This is a genomic window from Bradyrhizobium sp. Rc3b (assembly GCF_900114915.1).
GTDB lineage: Bacteria > Pseudomonadota > Alphaproteobacteria > Rhizobiales > Xanthobacteraceae > Bradyrhizobium.
Map to the genome: position 1 here is coordinate 449130 of NZ_FOUS01000001.1, position 18441 is coordinate 467570.

Below are 18441 nucleotides of genomic sequence, written 5' to 3' on the forward strand. Positions count from 1 at the left end.
ACAGACTGGATTGCTTCGTCGCTTCGCTCCTCGCAATGACGGGTAGGATAGAGTCATGTCCATTCTCGAAAACACCATCTCCCCCGGCGGCGCCGCCTACCACGCCAACCGCGACGGCATGCTCGGCCTCATCGACCGCATGCGCGCGCTGGAAGAGCGCACCCGCGCGGCGTCGGCGGCGGCGAAGGATCGCTTTCACAAGCGCGGCCAACTGCTGCCGCGCGAGCGCGTCGCGCTGGTGCTAGATCCCGGTGCGCCTTTCATCGAGCTGTCGACGCTCGCCGGCTACATGTTCGATGTACCGGACGCGACCAAGAGCGTGCCCGGCGGCGGCGTCATCGCGGGCATCGGCTTCGTCTCGGGCATCCGCTGCATGGTCAGCGCCAGCGATTCCGGTATCGATGCCGGCGCGCTGCAGCCTTACGGCCTCGACAAGACGCTGCGGGTGCAGGAGCTCGCGTTGGAGAACAAGCTGCCCTATGTGCAACTGGTCGAAAGCGCCGGCGCCAACCTGTTGCGCTACCGCGTCGAGGACTTTGTCCGCGGCGGCAACATTTTTCGCAATCTGGCGCGGCTCTCTGCGGCAGGCCTGCCCGTCGTCACCGTCACGCACGGCTCCTCGACTGCCGGCGGCGCCTATCAGACGGGCCTCTCCGACTACATCGTCATGGTGCGCGGCCGCACGCGCGCCTTCCTCGCGGGGCCGCCGCTGCTGAAGGCCGCGACCGGCGAGATCGCTACGGAAGAAGAGCTCGGTGGCGCCGAGATGCACACGCAAGTGTCCGGTCTCGGCGACTACCTCGCCGAGGACGACCGCGATGCCCTTCGCATCGCGCGCGAGATCATGGCGGCGCTGCAATGGGAACGGCCGGGCAGGACGGCGTCGGAATTCAAGCCGCCGCGCTATGACCAGGACGAGCTGCTCGGCATCATGCCGATGGACCACAAGCGCTCCGTCGACATGAAGCAGGTGATCGCACGTATCGTCGACGATTCCGATTTCACCGAGATGGCGCCGAATTACGGCCCCGCCACCGTCTGCGGCCACGCCCGCATCGAAGGACAGGCGATCGGCATCATCACCAACAACGGGCCGCTCGATCCCGCCGGCGCCAACAAGGCGACGCATTTCATCCAGGCCTGCTGCCAGACCCGCACGCCAATCCTCTATCTCAACAACACCACCGGCTACATGGTCGGCAAGGCCTATGAAGAAGCTGGCATGATCAAGCACGGCTCGAAGATGATCCAGGCGGTGACCTCGGCGACGGTGCCGCAGATCACCATCTATTGCGGCGCCTCGTTCGGCGCCGGCAATTACGGCATGTGCGGCCGCGGCTTCCATCCGCGCTTCTGCTTCTCCTGGCCGAACGCCAAGACCGCGGTGATGGGCGGCGAGCAGGCCGCCGAGACCATGGCTATCGTGACGGAAGCGGCCGCCGCGAGGCGCGGGAAGCCGGTCGAAAAGGACAAGCTCGATGCCATGAAGGCGCAGATCATCGGCGTGTTCGAGGGCCAGATGGATGTATTCTCGACCAGCGCGCGCGTGCTCGACGACGGGGTGATCGATCCGCGCGACACCCGCGCGGTGCTGTCCGAAGTGCTCGCGATCTGCCGCGAAGGCGACGCACGGACGCCGCAGCGCATGCAGTTCTCGGTGGCCCGCCCATGAGGAACGGATCAGTGCAGCACCGGCCGTTCTTCAAGGTCCTGGTCGCCAATCGCGGCGAGATCGCATTGCGCGTGATGCGCAGCGCCCGGCAGCTCGGCCTTGGCGTCGTCGCGGTCTATTCGGATGCGGATCGCGATGCGCTCCACGTGCAGCGGGCGGATCAGGCCGTGCGCATCGGCGAAGCCTTGCCGGCGCAATCCTATCTCAACATCCCCGCGATCATCGCCGCAGCGAAAGCGAGCGGCGCAGATGCGGTTCATCCCGGCTACGGCTTCCTCGCCGAGAACGAGGATTTTGCGCGCGCCTGCAAGGATGCGGGCCTGGTCTTCATCGGCCCGTCGCCACAGGCGATCGAGGCGATGGGCAACAAGGCCGGGGCCAAGGAGATCATGAGGAAGGCCGGCGTGCCCTGCGTGCCCGGCTATCAGGGTGCCGATCAAGGCGATGAAGTCATGCTGGCGGAGGCCAGGAAGATCGGCTTTCCCGTGATGATCAAGGCGGTCGCCGGCGGCGGCGGTCGTGGCATGCGGCTCGTGACGGACGCGGCGTCCTTCCCGGATGCGCTGCGCAGTGCGCGGTCGGAGGCGAAGGCGGCGTTCGGCGACCCCACCGTCATTCTCGAACGCGCCATTCAGAACCCGCGCCATATCGAGATCCAGGTGTTCGGCGACAGCCATGGCAACGCCATCCATCTCGGCGAGCGTGACTGCTCGGTGCAGCGGCGGCACCAGAAGCTGATTGAGGAGGCGCCGTCGCCTGCGGTGACGCCGGTGTTGCGCGCGAAGATGGGCGAAGTCGCGGTCGCCGCGGTGAAGGCGCTGCGTTACGAAGGCGCCGGCACGCTGGAATTCCTGCTCGATGCCGGCGGCGAATTCTACTTCATGGAGATGAACACGCGTCTCCAGGTCGAGCATCCCGTGACCGAGGCGATCACCGGGCTCGATCTGGTCGAGTTGCAGCTGCGTGTCGCGCGCGGCGAGCCGCTGCCGGTGAAGCAGCAGGACGTGAAGTTCTCCGGCCATGCCATCGAGGTGCGGCTGTGCTCGGAAGATGCCGCGCACGACTTCATGCCGCAGTCGGGCCGCATGGCGCGCTGGCAGGTGCCTGACGGCATCCGCGTCGAGCACGCGCTGCGATCGGGCTCTGAGATTCCGCCATTCTACGATTCCATGATCGCCAAGGTGATCAGCCATGGCGCCACGCGCGAGGAGGCAAGGGGGCGGCTGATCGTCGGCCTCGAGCAGCTCACCGCGTTCGGCGTGACCACCAACCAGTCGTTCCTGATGTCCTGCCTGCGTCATCCCGGCTTTGCCAGGGGCGAGGCGACGACGGCCTTCATCGGCGCACACCGCGACGAACTGCTGGCACCGCGCGCGAACGCGGCATTTGACTTGGCGCTGGCGGGCCTGCTGCTCTATATCACCAACCCGCGCACACCGTCATGGCAGGGCGGGCGGAGCCTCGCTGCCACCTTTCCCCTGCCAGCGAAGATCGAGATCGCCGGTCAGACATACGAACTCGAAGTCACGCGCGAGCGCGATGGTAGCTACACCGTTGCCATCGACGGCCGGCGAAACACATTCGAAATTGATCAACTCGACGTCGACGCCGTCCGCTTCCGCCACGATGGCTTGATGGATAGTGCAAAATTCCTCCGCGACGGTGATCGGCTCTACCTTCAACACCGCGGCATCCCGCTCGCGGTCGGCGATCTCACGCTCGCAGCGCCGAAGGCCACTGCTGCCAATGGCGGCGACGGCAAGGTGCGCGCCGCCATGAACGGCCGCGTCGTCGCTGTCCTGGTCAAGCCGGGTGACCGCGTCACCGCTGGCCAACCGGTTCTGACGCTTGAAGCGATGAAGATGGAGCACGTCCACAAGGCCGGCGTCGACGGCGTGGTGGCGGCTATCGACGTCGCCGAAGGCGAGCAGGTGACGACGGGCAGGATCGTTGCGGAGATCGGGGCAGGTTAGCGCAACGAACGCGATATCGTAGGGTGGGCAAAGGCGCAAAGCGCCGTGCCCACCATCTCGCGCTAATCGCAGAAAAGTCGTGGGCACGCTCCGCTTTGCCCACCCTACGGCATCTCGCGTGCGATAAAAATTCCCTTATTAATTCAGTTGCTTAATTGCGTATTGGCGCAAGGGGGAAATTCAATTTGAACGTCGTTCATTTTCCAGCTACAAATAATGAACCTTGTTCAATTTTGGAGCCGGCATGTTGCGCGTCAATGATCCCGCCCAAGCGACCAATCCGACGCTCCCGTCGGTATCCCGCCGCCCCACAACTCCGCGAGAGATACCTGATTGGGGCCCTCTGCGTTCTGACGCTGTCGGCGCTCCTCGCCCCCGCGCTGCCCGCCGCCGCTTGGCACATCCCGCACTTCGTCGACAGTCGCACCTGGCTCGGCGTGCCCAACGCAGGCGATGTGCTGAGCAATCTCGCCTTTCTCGCGATGGGCGTCTGGGGCTCGGAGCGGATCCGCGCCCGCCATGATGCGCCCGTGGGTGCAAGCTGGTTTTTCGTCGGCTTGATCCTCACCTGCCTGGGCTCAGGGTTCTATCATCTGGACCCCGACATGCCGCAACGGCTCGTGGCTGATCGTCTCGGCATGGCCGTGGCATTCGCGGGCTTTCTGGGCATCGCGGCCAGTGAGCGCATTAGCGTGCGTGCCGGCGAGGCGGTGTTGGTGCTGATGATGGTTGCGGGCTTGCTTGCTGCCTGGGTGGCACGCGAGAATCTCACGCCATGGGTGGTTGTGCAGTTCGGCGGCATGGCACTTGCCGTGGGACTGGCGTTGACGCGGCCGCGGCCTGGCGCGCTCGGCGTGCAGCTGGGCGGCGTGATCTTCTTTTATGTGCTGGCGAAGCTTTTCGAACTCGGTGACGCGCTCATTTTCGAAGCGACAGGGCATATCGTCTCGGGCCACACGCTCAAGCATGTCGCTGCTGCCTTGGCGGCGTGGCCGGTGATCAGGTCGTTGGCGCCAGCTGGCTCCGCCCCGTGCCCTCATTGAGCAGACACGCCACCTGATGCCCGTCGCCCGCGTCCAGCAGCGCCGGCCGCTCCGCCTTGCAACGCTCCATCGCAAATCGGCAGCGGGTGTGAAACGCGCAGCCTGAGGGTGGATTGACCGGGCTCGGCACATCGCCGTCGACCAGCGGCGCGAGCTTCTTCGCGAGCGGATTTGCGACCGGAACTGAGGCGAGCAGGGCCTGCGTGTAGGGATGGCGCGGATTGCGGAACAGATCGTCCTTGCCCGCGATCTCGACGATGCGGCCGAGATACATCACGGCGACGCGGTGGCTGATGTGCGCGACCACGGCGAGGTCGTGCGCGATGAACAGATAGGAGAAGCCGTGCTGGCGCTGCAGGTCGATCAGCAGGTTGATCACCTGCGCCTGGATCGAGACGTCGAGCGCGGAGACCGGCTCGTCGCAGACGATCAGGCGCGGCTCCAGCGCCAGTGCGCGCGCGATGCAGATGCGCTGGCGCTGGCCGCCGGAGAATTGATGCGGGAAGTTGTCCATCTGGTCGGCTCGCAAGCCCACCTGCTCGAACAGCGTTGCGACCCGCGCCTCCAGTTCCTTGCCGCTGGCGAGCCCGTGCACCGCAAGCGGCTCGCCAACGATGTCGCCGGCGGTCATGCGCGGATTGAGCGAGGCGAACGGGTCCTGGAAGACGATCTGCATCGAGCGCCGGTGCGGGCGCAGTGCTGCCTTAGACAGATGGGTGATATCCTCGCCGTCGAGGTGAATCTGGCCCGAGGTCGGCTCGACCAGCCGCAACACGCTGCGCGCCACCGTCGACTTGCCGCAACCGGACTCGCCGACGAGCCCGAGTGTCTCGCCGGCATGCAGCGAGAACGAGACGCCGTCGACCGAGTGCACGGTGCCGACCTGCCGGCGCAGCACGCCGGCGCGCACAGGATAGTGCTTCTTGAGGTTGGTGACTTCGAGCAGAACGTCGCTCATGCCACCTCCGCGACTTCTTCAGCACGCCAGCAGGCGGCAAGATGTCCGCCGCCCCAATCCGCCAGCGGCGGATATTCAGCCTCGCAGCGCTTGATCGCCAGCTTGCAGCGCGGCGCGAAGGCGCAACCCTTCGGCAGCCGCACCAGCGACGGCACGGTGCCGGGAATTTCGTTCAGCCGCGCCTGCGCCGCGACGCCGGCGGCCGGCACGGCCGGGATCGAAGCCATGAGCCCGCGCGTGTAGGGATGTTTTGGTGCGGCGAACAGCGCTTCGACGCTGGCTTCCTCGACCTTGCGGCCCGCATACATCACGATCACGCGCTGCGCCGTCTGCGCGACCACGCCAAGATCATGCGTGATCAGCACGAGTCCGGTGCCGAGCTCCTTCTGCAGATCGAGGATCAGCGCCAGAATCTGCGCCTGGATGGTGACGTCGAGCGCCGTGGTTGGCTCGTCAGCGATCAGCAGCGCCGGTCGGCAGGCCAGCGCCATCGCGATCATCGCGCGCTGGCGCATGCCGCCGGAGAGTTGATGCGGATATTCCTTCGCGCGTCGCGCCGGCTCGGGAATGCGGACCAGGCGCAGCATCTCGACGGCGATATTCTGGGCCTCTTTGGCCGGGATGTTCCGGTGCAGCCGCACCGCCTCGACGATCTGGTCGCCGATCCGCATCACCGGATTGAGCGAGGTCATCGGCTCCTGGAAGATCATCGAGATGCGGTTGCCCCTGATGGCACGCATCTCCGCCTCGTCCAGCGCCAGCAGGTCGGTGCCTTCGAGCGAGACGGAGCCGCCGACGATGCGGCCGGGCGGGTCGGGCACCAGCCGCATCAGCGACAGCGCGGTGACGCTCTTGCCGCAGCCGGATTCGCCGACGATCGCCAGCGTCTCGCCGCGCTTCACGGTAAAGGAGACGTCGTCGACCGCTTTGAACAGGCCGGAATTGGTGAAGAATACCGTTTTCAGGTTCTTCACATCGAGCACGAGGTCGGGTTTGTCAGCCATCAGCCGCGTTGCCTCGGATCAAGAATGTCGCGCAAGGCGTCGCCGAACAAATTGGCGCCGAACACGGCGAGGCTGATCGCGATGCCCGGGAAGATCACCAGCCACGGCGCGGTGCGGACATATTCGGCGGCCGACTCCGAGAGCATGCGGCCCCAGGATGGATAAGGCTCGGGAATGCCGAGGCCGAGGAAGGAGAGCGAGGCCTCGGTGAGGATGGTCGAGCCGAGCTGGGCGGTCGCGAGTACGATCAGCGGCGCCAGCGTGTTCGGCAGCACGTGGCGGAGCGCGATGCGCACTTCGCTCATGCCGATCGACTTGGCGGCTTCGATAAAGGGGAGTTCGCGCAGCGCCAGCGTGTTGGCGCGGATGACACGCGCGACCGTCGGGATCAGCGGAATGGCAATCGCAATGATCACGTTCGGCAGCGATGGGCCCAGTGCCGCCGTCATCACCAGCGCCAGGACCAGCAGCGGCAGCGCCTGGAGGACGTCGGAGACGCGCTGGAACACGAGATCGACCCAGCCGGAGAGATAGCCGGAGGTGAGGCCGACGATGACGCCGATCGTGCCGCCAAGCGCGGTCGAGCCGATCCCAACCGCCAGCGAGATCCGCGCGCCGTGGATGATGCGGCTGAACACGTCACGGCCGAAGGAGTCCGTTCCCATCCAGTGCGCCAGGCTCGGGCGGGCGAGAGCGCGGGCCGAATCAATCGACAGGGGATCGTAGCGCGCGATGAAATCGGCGAAGACGGCCGTGAATACGAACACGGTCATGATGACGAGGCCCGCGGCGCCCAGCACATGCCGCTGTGCCAAAAACAGTACGCGGCGCCAGCCCCCGGTCGCATGCGCGCCGGCCCGCCTCAGTTCAACGTCGAAGTCGATCGTGGCCAAATTGATCTCCTAATCCGTGTACCTGATGCGCGGATCGAACACGGCGTAGAGCATGTCGACGATGAAATTCGCGCTCACCACCACGACGGCGATCAGCATCACGAGGTTCTGCACGATCGGATAGTCGCGCCAGCGGATCGCCTCGACCAGGAAGCGGGCGACGCCGGGGATGTTGAACACCGTCTCGGTGACGATGAGGCCGCCGATCAGGAACGCAGCCTCGATGCCGATCACGGTGATCACCGGAAGGATCGCGTTCTTCAGCGCGTGGTGATAGTTCACGGCGGCATCGGAGGCGCCCTTGGCGCGCGCGGTGCGGATGTAGTCCTGCCGCAGCACCTCCAGCATCGAGGATCGCGTGATGCGCATGGTCAGCGCGGCGCTGCGGAAACCGACCGCGGCGGCCGGCACGGCGTAGGTGGCGAACGCCTCAAGCCAGGTCTTCGGGTTTGGATTGAAGATCGGCATCTGGCCGAACATCGCCACCGACGCAGTCAGGATGAGCAGGCCGAGCCAGAACGAGGGCAGCGACAAGCCGCTCAAGCTGACGACACGCAATGCGTAATCCAGCCGTGTGCCCTGCTTCACCGCGCTGATGACGCCGAGCGGAATACCGATCGAGGCCGAGAATAGCAGCGCGAGGCCGGCTAGCTTTGCCGTGATCGGAATCCGCGGCAATATCTCCTGCAGCGCGGGCTTTTCGGAGACGTAGGAGTAGCCGAAGTCGCCGTGCAGAAAACCGCTGATCCAATGCCAATATTGCACGATCAGCGGCTGGTCGATGCCGAGCTCCTTCTCCAGATTGGCCTTGTCGGCGGGATCGACATAGCCGGCGGCTGCGAACAGGATGTCGACGATGTTACCGGGCACGATGCGCAGCAGGACGAAGATGACGACCGAGATCCCAAACAGGGTCACGAGCATCAGGAACAGGCGTCGCACCAGATAGGCAAACATCCTTCGCCCTCCGCGAGCCGCTAGAGCATGATCCGGAAAGGTGCGCAGCGGTTTTCCGACAAGATCATGCTCAAAACCAAAATCCCGAAGCCTTCAGCCTGCCGCGCTACTTGTCGAGCCACGCGTCCTCGTAGCGAAAGCCGTTATAGGAGCTGTTCGACATGATCGTGATGCCCTTGACGTAGGGCTGCCAGCAGGTGCCGGCCCGTGCGTGGAAGATGATCGGACGGGCAACGTCCTCCTGCAGCTTCTTGTCGATGTCCCACACCAGCGGCTTGCGCTTGCTGGCGTCGGTCTCCTGCGACTGCACGTCGAACAGCTTCTCGATCTCCTTGTTGCAGTAATTGGTGTAGTTCCGCTCCGACCCGCAGGAATAGTTTTCGTAAAAGGACTGATCGGGGTCGTCGACGGAGTTGCCGGTCAGGTTGAGGCCCAGCATGTAATCCTTGCGCGCGACTTTCGGGAACCAGTTCGCGGTTTCCACGACGTCGAGCTCGCCGTCGATATAGATGCTCTTGAGCTGGTCGATCAGGATGACGGCGGGGTCGCGATATTCCGCCAGATTGCGCGTCGAGACCTTCACCGCGAGATGCTTGTCAGGACCGTAGCCCGCCTTCTGCATCAGCTTCTTTGCCTCTTCCCGATTCGCGTTCACGTCCCGGCCGTAGCCCGGAATGGTCTCGAGCTTGTCCTTGGGCATGCCCCAGATGCCCTGAGGCGGTGGCAGCATGGTGCCGCCGATATCGGCCTGGCCTTCGAACAGGATGTCGACGAAGGCCTTGCGATCGAGCGCAAGTGCCACCGCCCGGCGAATATCGATGTTGTCGAACGGCGCGGACGTCGAATTGACGATGATGTTGGTCGAAACGTTGGTCGGCTCGACGACGCAGGTCGCGTTCGGCGCCTGCGACTTGATGTCCTTCAGGAGCGGGATCGTGATGTGCGTCGGGAAGGTCATGTCGAACTTGCCGGCGACGAAAGCGAGAATCGCGGTCGAGCGGTTCGTGATGATCGTGTATTCGATGCCGTCGAGATAGGGCAGGCCCTTTTTCCAATAGTCCGGATTTCGCGTCAGCTTGATCGATTCATTGGCCTTGAACTCGACGAACTTGAACGGTCCGGTTCCGACCGGATGGGTGCGCATGTCCGCGGGCGAGACGTGGCAGGGATAGATCGGCGTATAGCCGGACGCCAGCATCGCGAGCAGCGAGGGTTGCGGCCGCTTCAGGTCGAAGGAGACCTCGAAATCGCCGCTCGTCGTGATCTCGTTGACTTCGTTGTACCAGGCTTTGCGCGGATTCTGCCGAAGCTTCTGCTGCGATTTGCCCATCAGGAGATCGAATGTGCATTTGACGTCGGCCGATGTGAAAGGCTTGCCGTCATGCCATTTGACACCCTGGCGCAGCTTGAACGTCAGCTTCTTGTTGTCGTTGCCCCAGGACCAGCTTTCAGCCAGTTCGGGCCGGAGGGTCTCAGGACTGTTCTGCGCGATGTGCTGGTCATAAATGACGAGGTTATTGAAGACGCCCATGAACGGCACGTTGACCGAATAGGTCGCGCCCTCGAGGATCGACGCGTTTGCCGGACTGTCGCGGTGATACATCCGCAAGGTCCCGCCCTGCTTGGGCTCGCCGGCGAGCGTGGTGGTTGAGGCCGTCAGCACAGATAGCGCCGCCATTGCGGCGAGCGCCCACACGCTCCGCATGCTCATCCTCCCTGGACATCAGTCTTTTTGGCCTTTGCGGCCTGTTTGTCGCGACGATAGCACGCGAGTCGAGGGAGGCAACCGGTAAGGCCGCATGCCGCCTCGACAATTCGGATGACCGAAGGCCGCAGGTCTTCATGCTCACGATATGAGAGTGCAGGTGCGAAGAGATGGTTCCGGTGCTGGCGTTGCGCGCAATCGTATCAACAAGCTCGCCGCCGCGCCCTCACACGATCCGCGACGCCTTGTTCCCCCAATACCGGTCCCGCAGCAGCCGCTTGTACAACTTCCCGGTCGGCAGCCGCGGCAATTCCTTCTCGAAATCGACCGAGCGCGGCACCTTCTGCCGTGACAGCGATTTTGCGCAGAATGCGATCAGCTCTTCGGCGAGGGCCTCGTCCGGCACGACATCAGGCATCGGCTGCACCACCGCCTTCACTTCTTCGCCGAGATCGGGATTGGGGACGCCGAACACCGCGGCATCGGCGACCTTGGGATGGGTGATCAGCAAATTCTCGCATTCCTGCGGGTAGATGTTCACGCCACCGGAGATGATCATGAAGGTGGCGCGATCGGTGAGGTAGAGAAACCGGTCGGCGTCGACATAGCCGACATCGCCGACCGTGCTCATGCTGCCGTCGGCCGAACGCGCCTCCTTGGTCTTCTCCGGATCGTTGAAATATTCGAACGGCGAGGCGGTCTTGAACCAGACCTGGCCCGGGGTTCCGGTCGGGCATTCCCGCATGTTCTCGTCGAGGATGTGGAGGTCGCCGAGCAGCACCTTGCCGACGGTGCCGCGATGGCTAAGCCATTCCTCGCTGTTGCAGGCGGTAAAGCCGAGGCCTTCGGTGGCGCCGTAATATTCGTGGATGATCGGGCCCCACCATTTGATGATGTCGTCCTTGACCAGAGCGGGGCAGGGCGCGGCGGCGTGGATCGCGATCTCCAGCGAGGACAGGTCGTAGCGCTTGCGCACCTTCTCCGGCAACTTCAGCATGCGCGAGAACATGGTCGGCACCAGCTGGGTGTGGGTGATACCCCACCGCTGGACGAGCTCGAGGTAACGCTCGGGATCGAAGCTCTCCATGATGATCACGGTGCCGCCCATGCGGATCGTGAGGTTCACGGCCGCCTGCGGCGCCGAGTGATAGAGCGGGGCCGGCGAGAGGTAAACCATGCCCTCGCGGTAGTGCCAGAGCTTGGTCAGGAAATCGAACAGCGGCAGATTATGCTTCGGCGGCTCCTCCGGCAGCGGCCGCAGAATGCCTTTCGGCCGTCCCGTCGTGCCGGACGAATAGAGCATGGCCGTGCCGAGCCACTCGTCCGCGATCGGTGTCGCCGGCATATCCGCGGTCACGTCCGCAAGTCCGACGATGCGCTCGCTCTCGCCCGGGCCGTCGGCGACGATGCAGAGCTTGATATCGGGGCAGGCCTTGATCGCCTCGCGGGCGATGTCGAGCTTCGCCACCGAGGTGATCAGGATCTTCGACTGGCTGTTGACGAGCAAATAAGCGAGCTCGCCTGGCGTCAGGAAGGAGTTGATGCAGGTGTAGTACAGCCCGGAGCGTTCGCCGGCGCCGCAGGCCTCCAGATAGCGCGAATTGTTCTCCATGAAGATCGAGTAATGGTCGAGCCGCTTCAAGCCGTGCTGGCGGAACAGATGGGCCAGCCGGTTGCTGCGCGCATCGAGCTCGCGATAGGTGACGGCCTCGCCTGTGGCCGCCATGATGAAGGCGGGCTGCAGCGGGCGTAGGCGGGCATGCTGACCTGGGTACATCTATCCTCCGGCTTTGGATTATGCGGCGAGAAGCAGGATTTCGCGCACCTGCGCCGGGCCTTCGATCTTGCGCGGGTTGCGCGGGATCCAGTTGGTGCGCATCGCCTGCTCGGCGATTGTCTCGAAATGCTCGGGCGATACACGCACCTCCGCGAGGCTGCGCGGCATGCCGAGCGAGCGGATGAAGGCATCGAGCACGTCGGCGGCGTTGTGGCCGGGATAGCCCATGGCAGCGGCGACAATCATCTGGCGCTCGGCGTTGTCCCTCGCGTTCCAGCGCATCACCGCCGGCAGCATGATGCAGGACGTGTAGCCGTGCGGCACGTCGAAGGCCGCGCCCAGCACGTAGCCGATGCCGTGGCTCGCGCCCATGGGAACGCCGGCCGCGAGCGCGCCCATCGACAGCCAGGTGCCGATCTGCGCATCCATCCGCGCGTCGAGATCGGCGGGGTCGGCTTTCACCCGCGGCAGCGCGTCGGCGAGCATGGCGAGGCCCTTCACCGCTTGCGCGTCGGCATAGGGATGCGTCTCGCGCGAGCAGATCGCTTCGACGCAATGGTCGATGGCGCGGATGCCGGTCGACAGAAACAGCCATTCCGGCGTGTGCACGGTGATGGCGGGGTCGAGAATGGTCGCACGCGGAACGCTGAGCGGATGCCGCAGCATCTGCTTCACATGGGTGCTGAGGTCGGTAACCCCCGCGATTGAGCTGAACTCGCCGCCGGCGATCGTGGTGGGCACGCTGACCTGGCGCACCGTCGGCGCCGTCATCTCCGGTGCGACGCCCTTGTGCACGCGGATGCGATCGATGTCGGCGATGTCGTTGATGCCATTGGCGAGACAAAGCTGCACCGCCTTGGCGCCGTCGGTGATCGAGCCGCCGCCGACGGTGACGATCAAATCGGCGCCGGCCTCGCGCGCCGCGTTGGTTGCCGCGATCACCGCCTCGCGCGGCGTGTGCGCCGGCATGGCATCGAACAGGCCGGCGCAGCGTGGTCCCAGAGCTTCCTTGATCTTGCTGATTTCGTCGGTCTGCCGGTTCAGCGTGCCCGAAACCATCAGGAAGGCGCGGCGCGTTCCCAGCCGGTCCATCTGCGCGACGATGGCCTCAGTTGCAGCATGGCCGAACACGACCTCCTCGATCGCGCCGAAAACGACACGTCCCTGGTGCACGCCTGTCCTCCCGGACAATTCGTCTTGTTTTGTAAGGGCAATCTAGCCGAGCGGATGGCGTTCGTCATGTGCGAAGGCGCTGGCTCTCTCTCTCTCTTACCCTCCCTCCAGGAGAGTAGGGCGATCGCATATGGTGTGCACGATGCGGCGGCATTGGCAGTCGGCTCCCTCTCCCGCTTGCGGGGGAGGGCTGGGGTGGGGGCTGTCTCCGCATTGGGATTGTTGAGAATTGCGGACGATGTCCCCGAGTGGTGACAACCCTCACCCGCCGCGCTCTGCGAGCGCGTCGGCCTCTCCCGCAAGCGGGAGAGGCGGAGCAAGCCCGCGGCCCTCACGAAATCCATACGCGATAGCCCTACCCAGGGGAGGGTGGCGTCGTGCCTTCGTCACCGGTCTCGTATCGCGCGAGAGAGCTCCACTCACCCCCTGTCAACCCGCCATCCGGTCAGGGCGCGCTCGGAAGCCCTGCACGCGCTTTGGTCTTGAAGTGGTCATCAACTCCACCCATCTTGGGACGCCCGCGGGTAAATGCCTACCCTGCTTTTTCCGCGGCTTTTGACATGCGGACGATGCGAGGACCTGGGATGGCTGGACCGGATGGAAGCGAGCGACTTGTCAAAAAGCACGAATTCGTCCAGCCGCGGCATTGCGCACTAGCGGGTCTCCTCGTCGCTTCATTCGCGCTCACTGGTTGCGGGCAGCCCGCCTCGCAAGGCGCTGCCCCGCCGCCGGCGCCCGTGACGGTCGCCCAGCCGGTCAAGCGCACCGTTACCGATTGGGACGAGTTCACCGGCCGCTTTGAGGCGGTGGAGGAAGTGCAGGTGCGCCCGCGCGTCGGCGGCTTCGTCAACTCGGTCGAATTCCAGGACGGCGCCATCGTGCGTCAGGGCGACCTGCTCTACGTGATCGACCCGCGTCCGTTCGAGGCGGTGGCCACGCAGGCGGAAGGGCAGCTGTCGGATGCCCGCGCCAAGGTGGAGCTTGCCAAGCGCGAGCTCGACCGCGGCCTCAGCCTGGTGCAGACCAGCGCCGTCTCCGAGCAGGTCGTCGACCAGCGCCGCCAGGCCCTGCAAGCTGCGCATGCGGCGGAGGTGCAGGCTGAAGGCGCGCTGAAAGCCGCCAGATTGAACATCGAATTCACCCATGTGGCGGCGCCGTTGACCGGCCGCGTTAGCCGCCATCTCGTCAGCCCCGGCAATCTCGTGCAGGGCAGCGACAATGGCTCTTCGACCCTCCTGACCTCGATCGTCACGCTCGACCCGATCTACGTCTATTTCGACATGGATGAGGCGACTTTCATCAAATACAGCAAGCTGTGGTTCGAGGGGCGGCGTCCGAGCTCGCGCGATACGGCGAACCCGGTGCAGGTGACGCTGGCCGGCGAAACCAAGCCGTCGCATGAAGGCACCATCAACTTCCTCGACAACCGGCTCGACGTCTCGACCGGCACGCTACGCAGCCGCGCCGTGGTCAAGAATACCGATCTGTCGATCCTGCCGGGCCAGTTCGGGCGTGTCAGGCTGATCGGCAGCGCGCCCTATGAGGCGTTGCTTATTCCGGATGCTGCCGTCGCGACCGACCAGTCCCGCAAGATCGTGTTCGTGGTGAAACCCGACGACACCGTCGAGGCGCGTCCCGTGGTGCTCGGGCCGCTCGATGACGGCCTGCGTGTGATCCGCGAAGGATTGAAGGCCGAGGACCGCGTCATCGTCAACGGCATCCAGCGTGCCCGAGTCGGCGCCAAGGTTGCCCCGCAGACTGCGCAAGCCCCGGCCGGTGGCAAGTCATGAATCTCGGCCGTCTCTCCATCAACCAGCCCATCCTGGCGATGGTGCTGTCGATCGTTCTCCTGATCGTCGGCGCGATCGCCTACACCACGCTGCCGGTCTCCGAATATCCGCAAGTGGTGCCGCCGACCGTCGTCGTCACCACGCAATATCCCGGCGCTTCCGCGCAGACCGTTTCCGACACGGTCGCAGCTCCGATCGAGCAGGAGATCAACGGCGTCGAGGACATGCTGTATCTCTACAGCCAGGCAACCTCGAACGGCCAGCTCACCATCACCGTCACCTTCAAGCTCGGCACCGATCTCGACAAGGCCCAGGTGCTGGTGCAGAACCGCGTCGCGATCGCGCAGCCACGCCTGCCCGAGGAGGTCCAGCGCAACGGCGTCACCACCCGCAAGAACTCGCCCGACATCCTGATGGTCGTGTTCATGCTGTCGCCGGACGACACCTTCGACCAGCTCTACATCTCCAACTACGCGCTGCTCCAGGTCCGCGACCAGCTCTTGCGCCTCGACGGCGTCGGCGACATCCAGATCTTCGGCGCGCGCGACTATTCGATGCGGCTGTGGCTCGACCCCGATAGAATTGCCAATCTCGGCCTGACCTCGGCCGAGGTTCTGGCCGCGATCCGCGCCCAGAATGTGCAGATTGCGGGCGGCCAGATCGCCGAGCCGCCGATCGCCGATCGCGCCTTCCAGCCGAACCTCACCTTCACCGGGCGCCTGAAGGACCAGAAGCAGTTCGAGGACATCCTGATCAAGGCCGGCTCCGACGGCCGCGTGGTGCGGTTGCGTGACGTCGCCCGCATCGAGCTCGGTGCGCTCGCCTACAGCACCAACAGCTTCCTGCTGCGCAAATCCGCGGTCGCCATGCTGGTGACGCAGCGACCGGGATCGAACGCGCTCGCGACGGCAAAGAACATCTCCGATACCATGACGAGGCTCAAGGAGAGCTTCCCGAAAGGCCTCGACTACAATATCGGCTATAACCCGACCGAGTTCATCGCCCAGTCCGTCCACGAGCTGATCAAGACCATCTACGAGGCGATGCTGCTCGTGGTCATCGTCGTGCTGGTGTTCCTGCAGGGCTGGCGGCCCGCGATCATTCCGATCATCGCGATCCCGGTGTCGCTGGTCGGCACCTTCGCGGTGATGGCGGCGCTGGGCTTCTCGATCAACAATCTCACTTTGTTCGGTCTCGTCCTCGCGGTCGGCATCGTGGTCGACGATGCCATCGTGGTGGTCGAGAACGTCGAGCGCCATCTCGAGCACGGCATGAGCCGGCGCGACGCCGCGCTCAAGACCATGGAGGAGGTCGGCGGCGCGCTGGTCTCGATCGCGCTGGTGCTCTGCGCGGTGTTCGTCCCGACCGCGTTTCTGGGCGGTATTTCCGGGCAGTTCTTCCAGCAATTCGCCGTCACCATTGCGGTCGCGACGGCGATCTCCTGCTTCTGCTCGCTGACGCTGTCGCCGGCGCTGGCCTCGCAGATCCTGGTGCCGCACGAGGAGAAGCGGCCGCCGGCAAGCTGGAATGTCATCGCGCGGGCGTGGGGCGCCTTCACCGCGGTCTTCAACCGTGTGTTCGACCGGCTGGCGCATGGCTATGCCGGCCTCGCCGATTTCGTCATCCGCCATGCGGTGGTGATGATCCTGATCTACGTCGCGCTGATCGGCAGCGCCGGCTGGCTGATCGTGACGACCCCGCAGGGCTTCATCCCCGCGCAGGACCGCGGTTATGTCATCGTCTCCGTGCAATTGCCCGGAGCGGCATCGCTGGCCCGCACCACCGAGGTCGTGCGCGAGATCGAGCGGATCGCGCTGGACACGCCTGGCATCGTCCGCGTCGCGGCCTTTGCCGGCTTTTCCGGCGCGACGCGCACGCAGGCGGGTAATGCCGCGGCGCTGTTCCCGGTGTTCGATGAACCGGAGGCGCGGATCAAGAAAGGATTGACGGCCAACGCCATCACCGGCGAGCTGCGCAAGCGGCTGCAGGCGATCCAGGGCGCCTTCATCATCGTGATTCCGCCGCCGGCCGTGCCTGGCATCGGCACCGGCGGCGGCTTTACCATCCGCATCCAGGACCGTCAGGGCCGCGGGCCTGAGTTGCTCGCCGCGGCCACCGACGAGCTGGTCGCCGCGGCGCGCAAATCGCCGTCGCTGCTCGGCCCCACGGTGTTCTCGCCGTTCTCGGCCAACACGCCGCAGCTCTTCGTCGACATCGACCGCACCAAGGCGCAGAAGCTCGGCGTTCCCATCTCCAATATCAACGACACGATCCAGAGCTATTTCGGATCGACCTATGTCAACGACTTCAACCTGTTCGGCCGCACCTATCACGTCACCGCGCAGGCCGACTTCCCGTTCCGGAAAGAGCCCAGCGACCTCGCACGCCTGCGCACGCGCAACGCCGCCGGCGACATGGTGATGCTCGGCAGCGTGGTCGAGTTCAGGGACGTCTCGGGTCCCGACCGCGTCGCGCGCTACAATCTCTATGCGGCGTCCGAGCTCCAAGGCGAGCCGGCACCGGGCACCAGCTCGACCACGGCGCTCAACACCATCAAGAAGCTGGCGGACGACACCTTGCCGAGCGGTTTCACCTTCGAATGGACCGATCTGTCCTATCAGCAGATCACCGGCGGCAATGCCGGCCTCTACGTGTTCCCGATCTGCGTGCTGTTCGTCTACCTCGTGCTCGCTGCGCAATATGGCAGCTGGACCCTGCCGTTCGCGGTGATTTTGATCGTGCCGATGTGCCTGCTCGCTGCCACCATCGGCGTGCGCATCATGGGCCAGGACGTCAACATCCTCACCCAGATCGGCTTCGTCGTGCTGGTGGGGCTGGCGGCCAAGAACGCGATTCTGATCGTCGAGTTCGCGCGCGACATCGAGAACGAGGGCAAGCCGCGGCTGGAGGCGGTGATCGACGCCTGCCGCTTGCGCCTGCGACCGATCCTGATGACGTCCTTCGCCTTCATCCTCGGCGTGCTGCCATTGGTGATATCGAGCGGCTCCGGCTCGGAGATGCGGCAGGCCGTCGGCGTCGCCGTGTTCTTCGGCATGATCGGCGTCACCCTGTTCGGCCTGTTGTTCACGCCGATCTTCTACGTGGTGGTGCGGAACCTGGCGGAAGGGCGGAATGAGGGGAAGAAGCCGCAGGTGGCGGGCCCCTAGTTGTCGGTGGCGGCCACTTGCGTCCCCTCACTCCCAGTGTCGTCCCCGCGAAAGCGGGGATCCATAGCCACAGGGAGCAGTTTGGCGAAGACTCGGAGCTGCGAGGTTCGCCCCAAACCTCTCCCTGTGGTTATGGCGACGAGCGCAAGCGCTCGCGCCGGGATCCCGGATCTTCGCTTCGCTCGTCCGGGACGACAGCTCATTTTGTCGCGCCACCCGCGATGCCAATTGGCACACGCCCATACTAACGACCAACTTGAAATGGATGGGCAGGCGCGGGGTTCTTCACTAGTATCCGCGCGATTTCAAAACAGAAAACTGCTGGGAGC

Annotated in this window: 12 protein-coding genes; 5 read left to right on the forward strand and 7 right to left on the reverse strand. The window is 64.8% G+C overall.

What is annotated here, in order from left to right:
• Positions 1-55: 55 nt before the first annotated feature.
• From BM190_RS02075 to BM190_RS02085, 3 genes are all read left to right on the forward strand, one after another.
• Positions 56-1672 carry an acyl-CoA carboxylase subunit beta gene (locus BM190_RS02075; RefSeq protein WP_092251624.1) on the forward strand — a complete coding sequence of 539 codons (1617 nt, stop codon included), beginning with the start codon at positions 56-58 and terminating at the stop codon, positions 1670-1672.
• Positions 1669-3645 (forward strand): acetyl-CoA carboxylase biotin carboxylase subunit, encoded by a 1977-nt coding sequence (locus BM190_RS02080; protein WP_092251625.1) that lies wholly within the window; start codon positions 1669-1671, stop codon positions 3643-3645. Before BM190_RS02075 ends, BM190_RS02080 begins: the two co-directional genes overlap by 4 nt.
• A 257-nt stretch (positions 3646-3902) precedes the next feature.
• The gene (locus tag BM190_RS02085; RefSeq protein ID WP_244550566.1) at positions 3903-4688 is read left to right on the forward strand and encodes a hypothetical protein; all 786 of its coding nucleotides are present in this window, start codon (positions 3903-3905) and stop codon (positions 4686-4688) included.
• Here the strand turns inward: BM190_RS02085 and BM190_RS02090 are convergent.
• From BM190_RS02090 to BM190_RS02120, 7 genes are all read right to left on the reverse strand, one after another.
• Positions 4645-5646 carry an ABC transporter ATP-binding protein gene (locus tag BM190_RS02090; RefSeq protein ID WP_092251626.1) on the reverse strand — a complete coding sequence of 334 codons (1002 nt, stop codon included), beginning with the start codon at positions 5644-5646 and terminating at the stop codon, positions 4645-4647. The two genes, BM190_RS02085 and BM190_RS02090, sit on opposite strands and share 44 nt — an antisense overlap.
• Positions 5643-6650 (reverse strand): ABC transporter ATP-binding protein, encoded by a 1008-nt coding sequence (locus BM190_RS02095; protein ID WP_092251627.1) that lies wholly within the window; start codon positions 6648-6650, stop codon positions 5643-5645. The genes BM190_RS02090 and BM190_RS02095 overlap by 4 nt, the downstream gene beginning before the upstream one ends.
• A complete protein-coding gene (locus tag BM190_RS02100; RefSeq protein WP_092251628.1) occupies positions 6650-7543 on the reverse strand; it encodes an ABC transporter permease in 894 nt (297 codons plus the stop codon). Before BM190_RS02100 ends, BM190_RS02095 begins: the two co-directional genes overlap by 1 nt.
• A 9-nt stretch (positions 7544-7552) precedes the next feature.
• On the reverse strand, positions 7553-8500 hold the full coding sequence (locus BM190_RS02105) for an ABC transporter permease (protein ID WP_018316803.1): 948 nt from the start codon (positions 8498-8500) through the stop codon (positions 7553-7555).
• A 106-nt stretch (positions 8501-8606) separates the two neighbouring features.
• A complete protein-coding gene (locus BM190_RS02110; RefSeq protein ID WP_092251629.1) occupies positions 8607-10205 on the reverse strand; it encodes an ABC transporter substrate-binding protein in 1599 nt (532 codons plus the stop codon).
• A 226-nt stretch (positions 10206-10431) separates the two neighbouring features.
• Positions 10432-11982 carry an AMP-binding protein gene (locus tag BM190_RS02115; protein ID WP_092251630.1) on the reverse strand — a complete coding sequence of 517 codons (1551 nt, stop codon included), beginning with the start codon at positions 11980-11982 and terminating at the stop codon, positions 10432-10434.
• Between the two features lie 18 nt (positions 11983-12000).
• A complete protein-coding gene (locus BM190_RS02120) occupies positions 12001-13155 on the reverse strand; it encodes an iron-containing alcohol dehydrogenase (RefSeq protein ID WP_092251631.1) in 1155 nt (384 codons plus the stop codon).
• Between the two features lie 584 nt (positions 13156-13739).
• Between BM190_RS02120 and BM190_RS02130 the strand changes: the two genes are divergently transcribed.
• Together BM190_RS02130 and BM190_RS02135 are read left to right on the forward strand one after the other, a co-directional pair.
• Positions 13740-14945: an efflux RND transporter periplasmic adaptor subunit gene (locus tag BM190_RS02130; RefSeq protein ID WP_177236856.1), complete on the forward strand. Its 1206-nt coding sequence runs from the start codon at positions 13740-13742 to the stop codon at positions 14943-14945.
• The gene (locus BM190_RS02135; protein WP_018316808.1) at positions 14942-18112 is read left to right on the forward strand and encodes an efflux RND transporter permease subunit; all 3171 of its coding nucleotides are present in this window, start codon (positions 14942-14944) and stop codon (positions 18110-18112) included. Before BM190_RS02130 ends, BM190_RS02135 begins: the two co-directional genes overlap by 4 nt.
• The last annotated feature ends 329 nt before the right edge of the window (positions 18113-18441 follow it).

Coding starts and splice junctions, on each gene's coding strand:
- BM190_RS02110 (WP_092251629.1), bottom strand. CDS start 10,205: ATGCGGAGCGTGTGGGCGCTCGCCGCAATGGCGGCGCTATCTGTGCTG.
- BM190_RS02090 (WP_092251626.1), bottom strand. CDS start 5,646: ATGAGCGACGTTCTGCTCGAAGTCACCAACCTCAAGAAGCACTATCCT.
- BM190_RS02095 (WP_092251627.1), bottom strand. CDS start 6,650: ATGGCTGACAAACCCGACCTCGTGCTCGATGTGAAGAACCTGAAAACG.
- BM190_RS02130 (WP_177236856.1), top strand. CDS start 13,740: ATGGCTGGACCGGATGGAAGCGAGCGACTTGTCAAAAAGCACGAATTC.
- BM190_RS02135 (WP_018316808.1), top strand. CDS start 14,942: ATGAATCTCGGCCGTCTCTCCATCAACCAGCCCATCCTGGCGATGGTG.
- BM190_RS02115 (WP_092251630.1), bottom strand. CDS start 11,982: ATGTACCCAGGTCAGCATGCCCGCCTACGCCCGCTGCAGCCCGCCTTC.
- BM190_RS02105 (WP_018316803.1), bottom strand. CDS start 8,500: ATGTTTGCCTATCTGGTGCGACGCCTGTTCCTGATGCTCGTGACCCTG.
- BM190_RS02080 (WP_092251625.1), top strand. CDS start 1,669: ATGAGGAACGGATCAGTGCAGCACCGGCCGTTCTTCAAGGTCCTGGTC.
- BM190_RS02085 (WP_244550566.1), top strand. CDS start 3,903: ATGATCCCGCCCAAGCGACCAATCCGACGCTCCCGTCGGTATCCCGCC.
- BM190_RS02075 (WP_092251624.1), top strand. CDS start 56: ATGTCCATTCTCGAAAACACCATCTCCCCCGGCGGCGCCGCCTACCAC.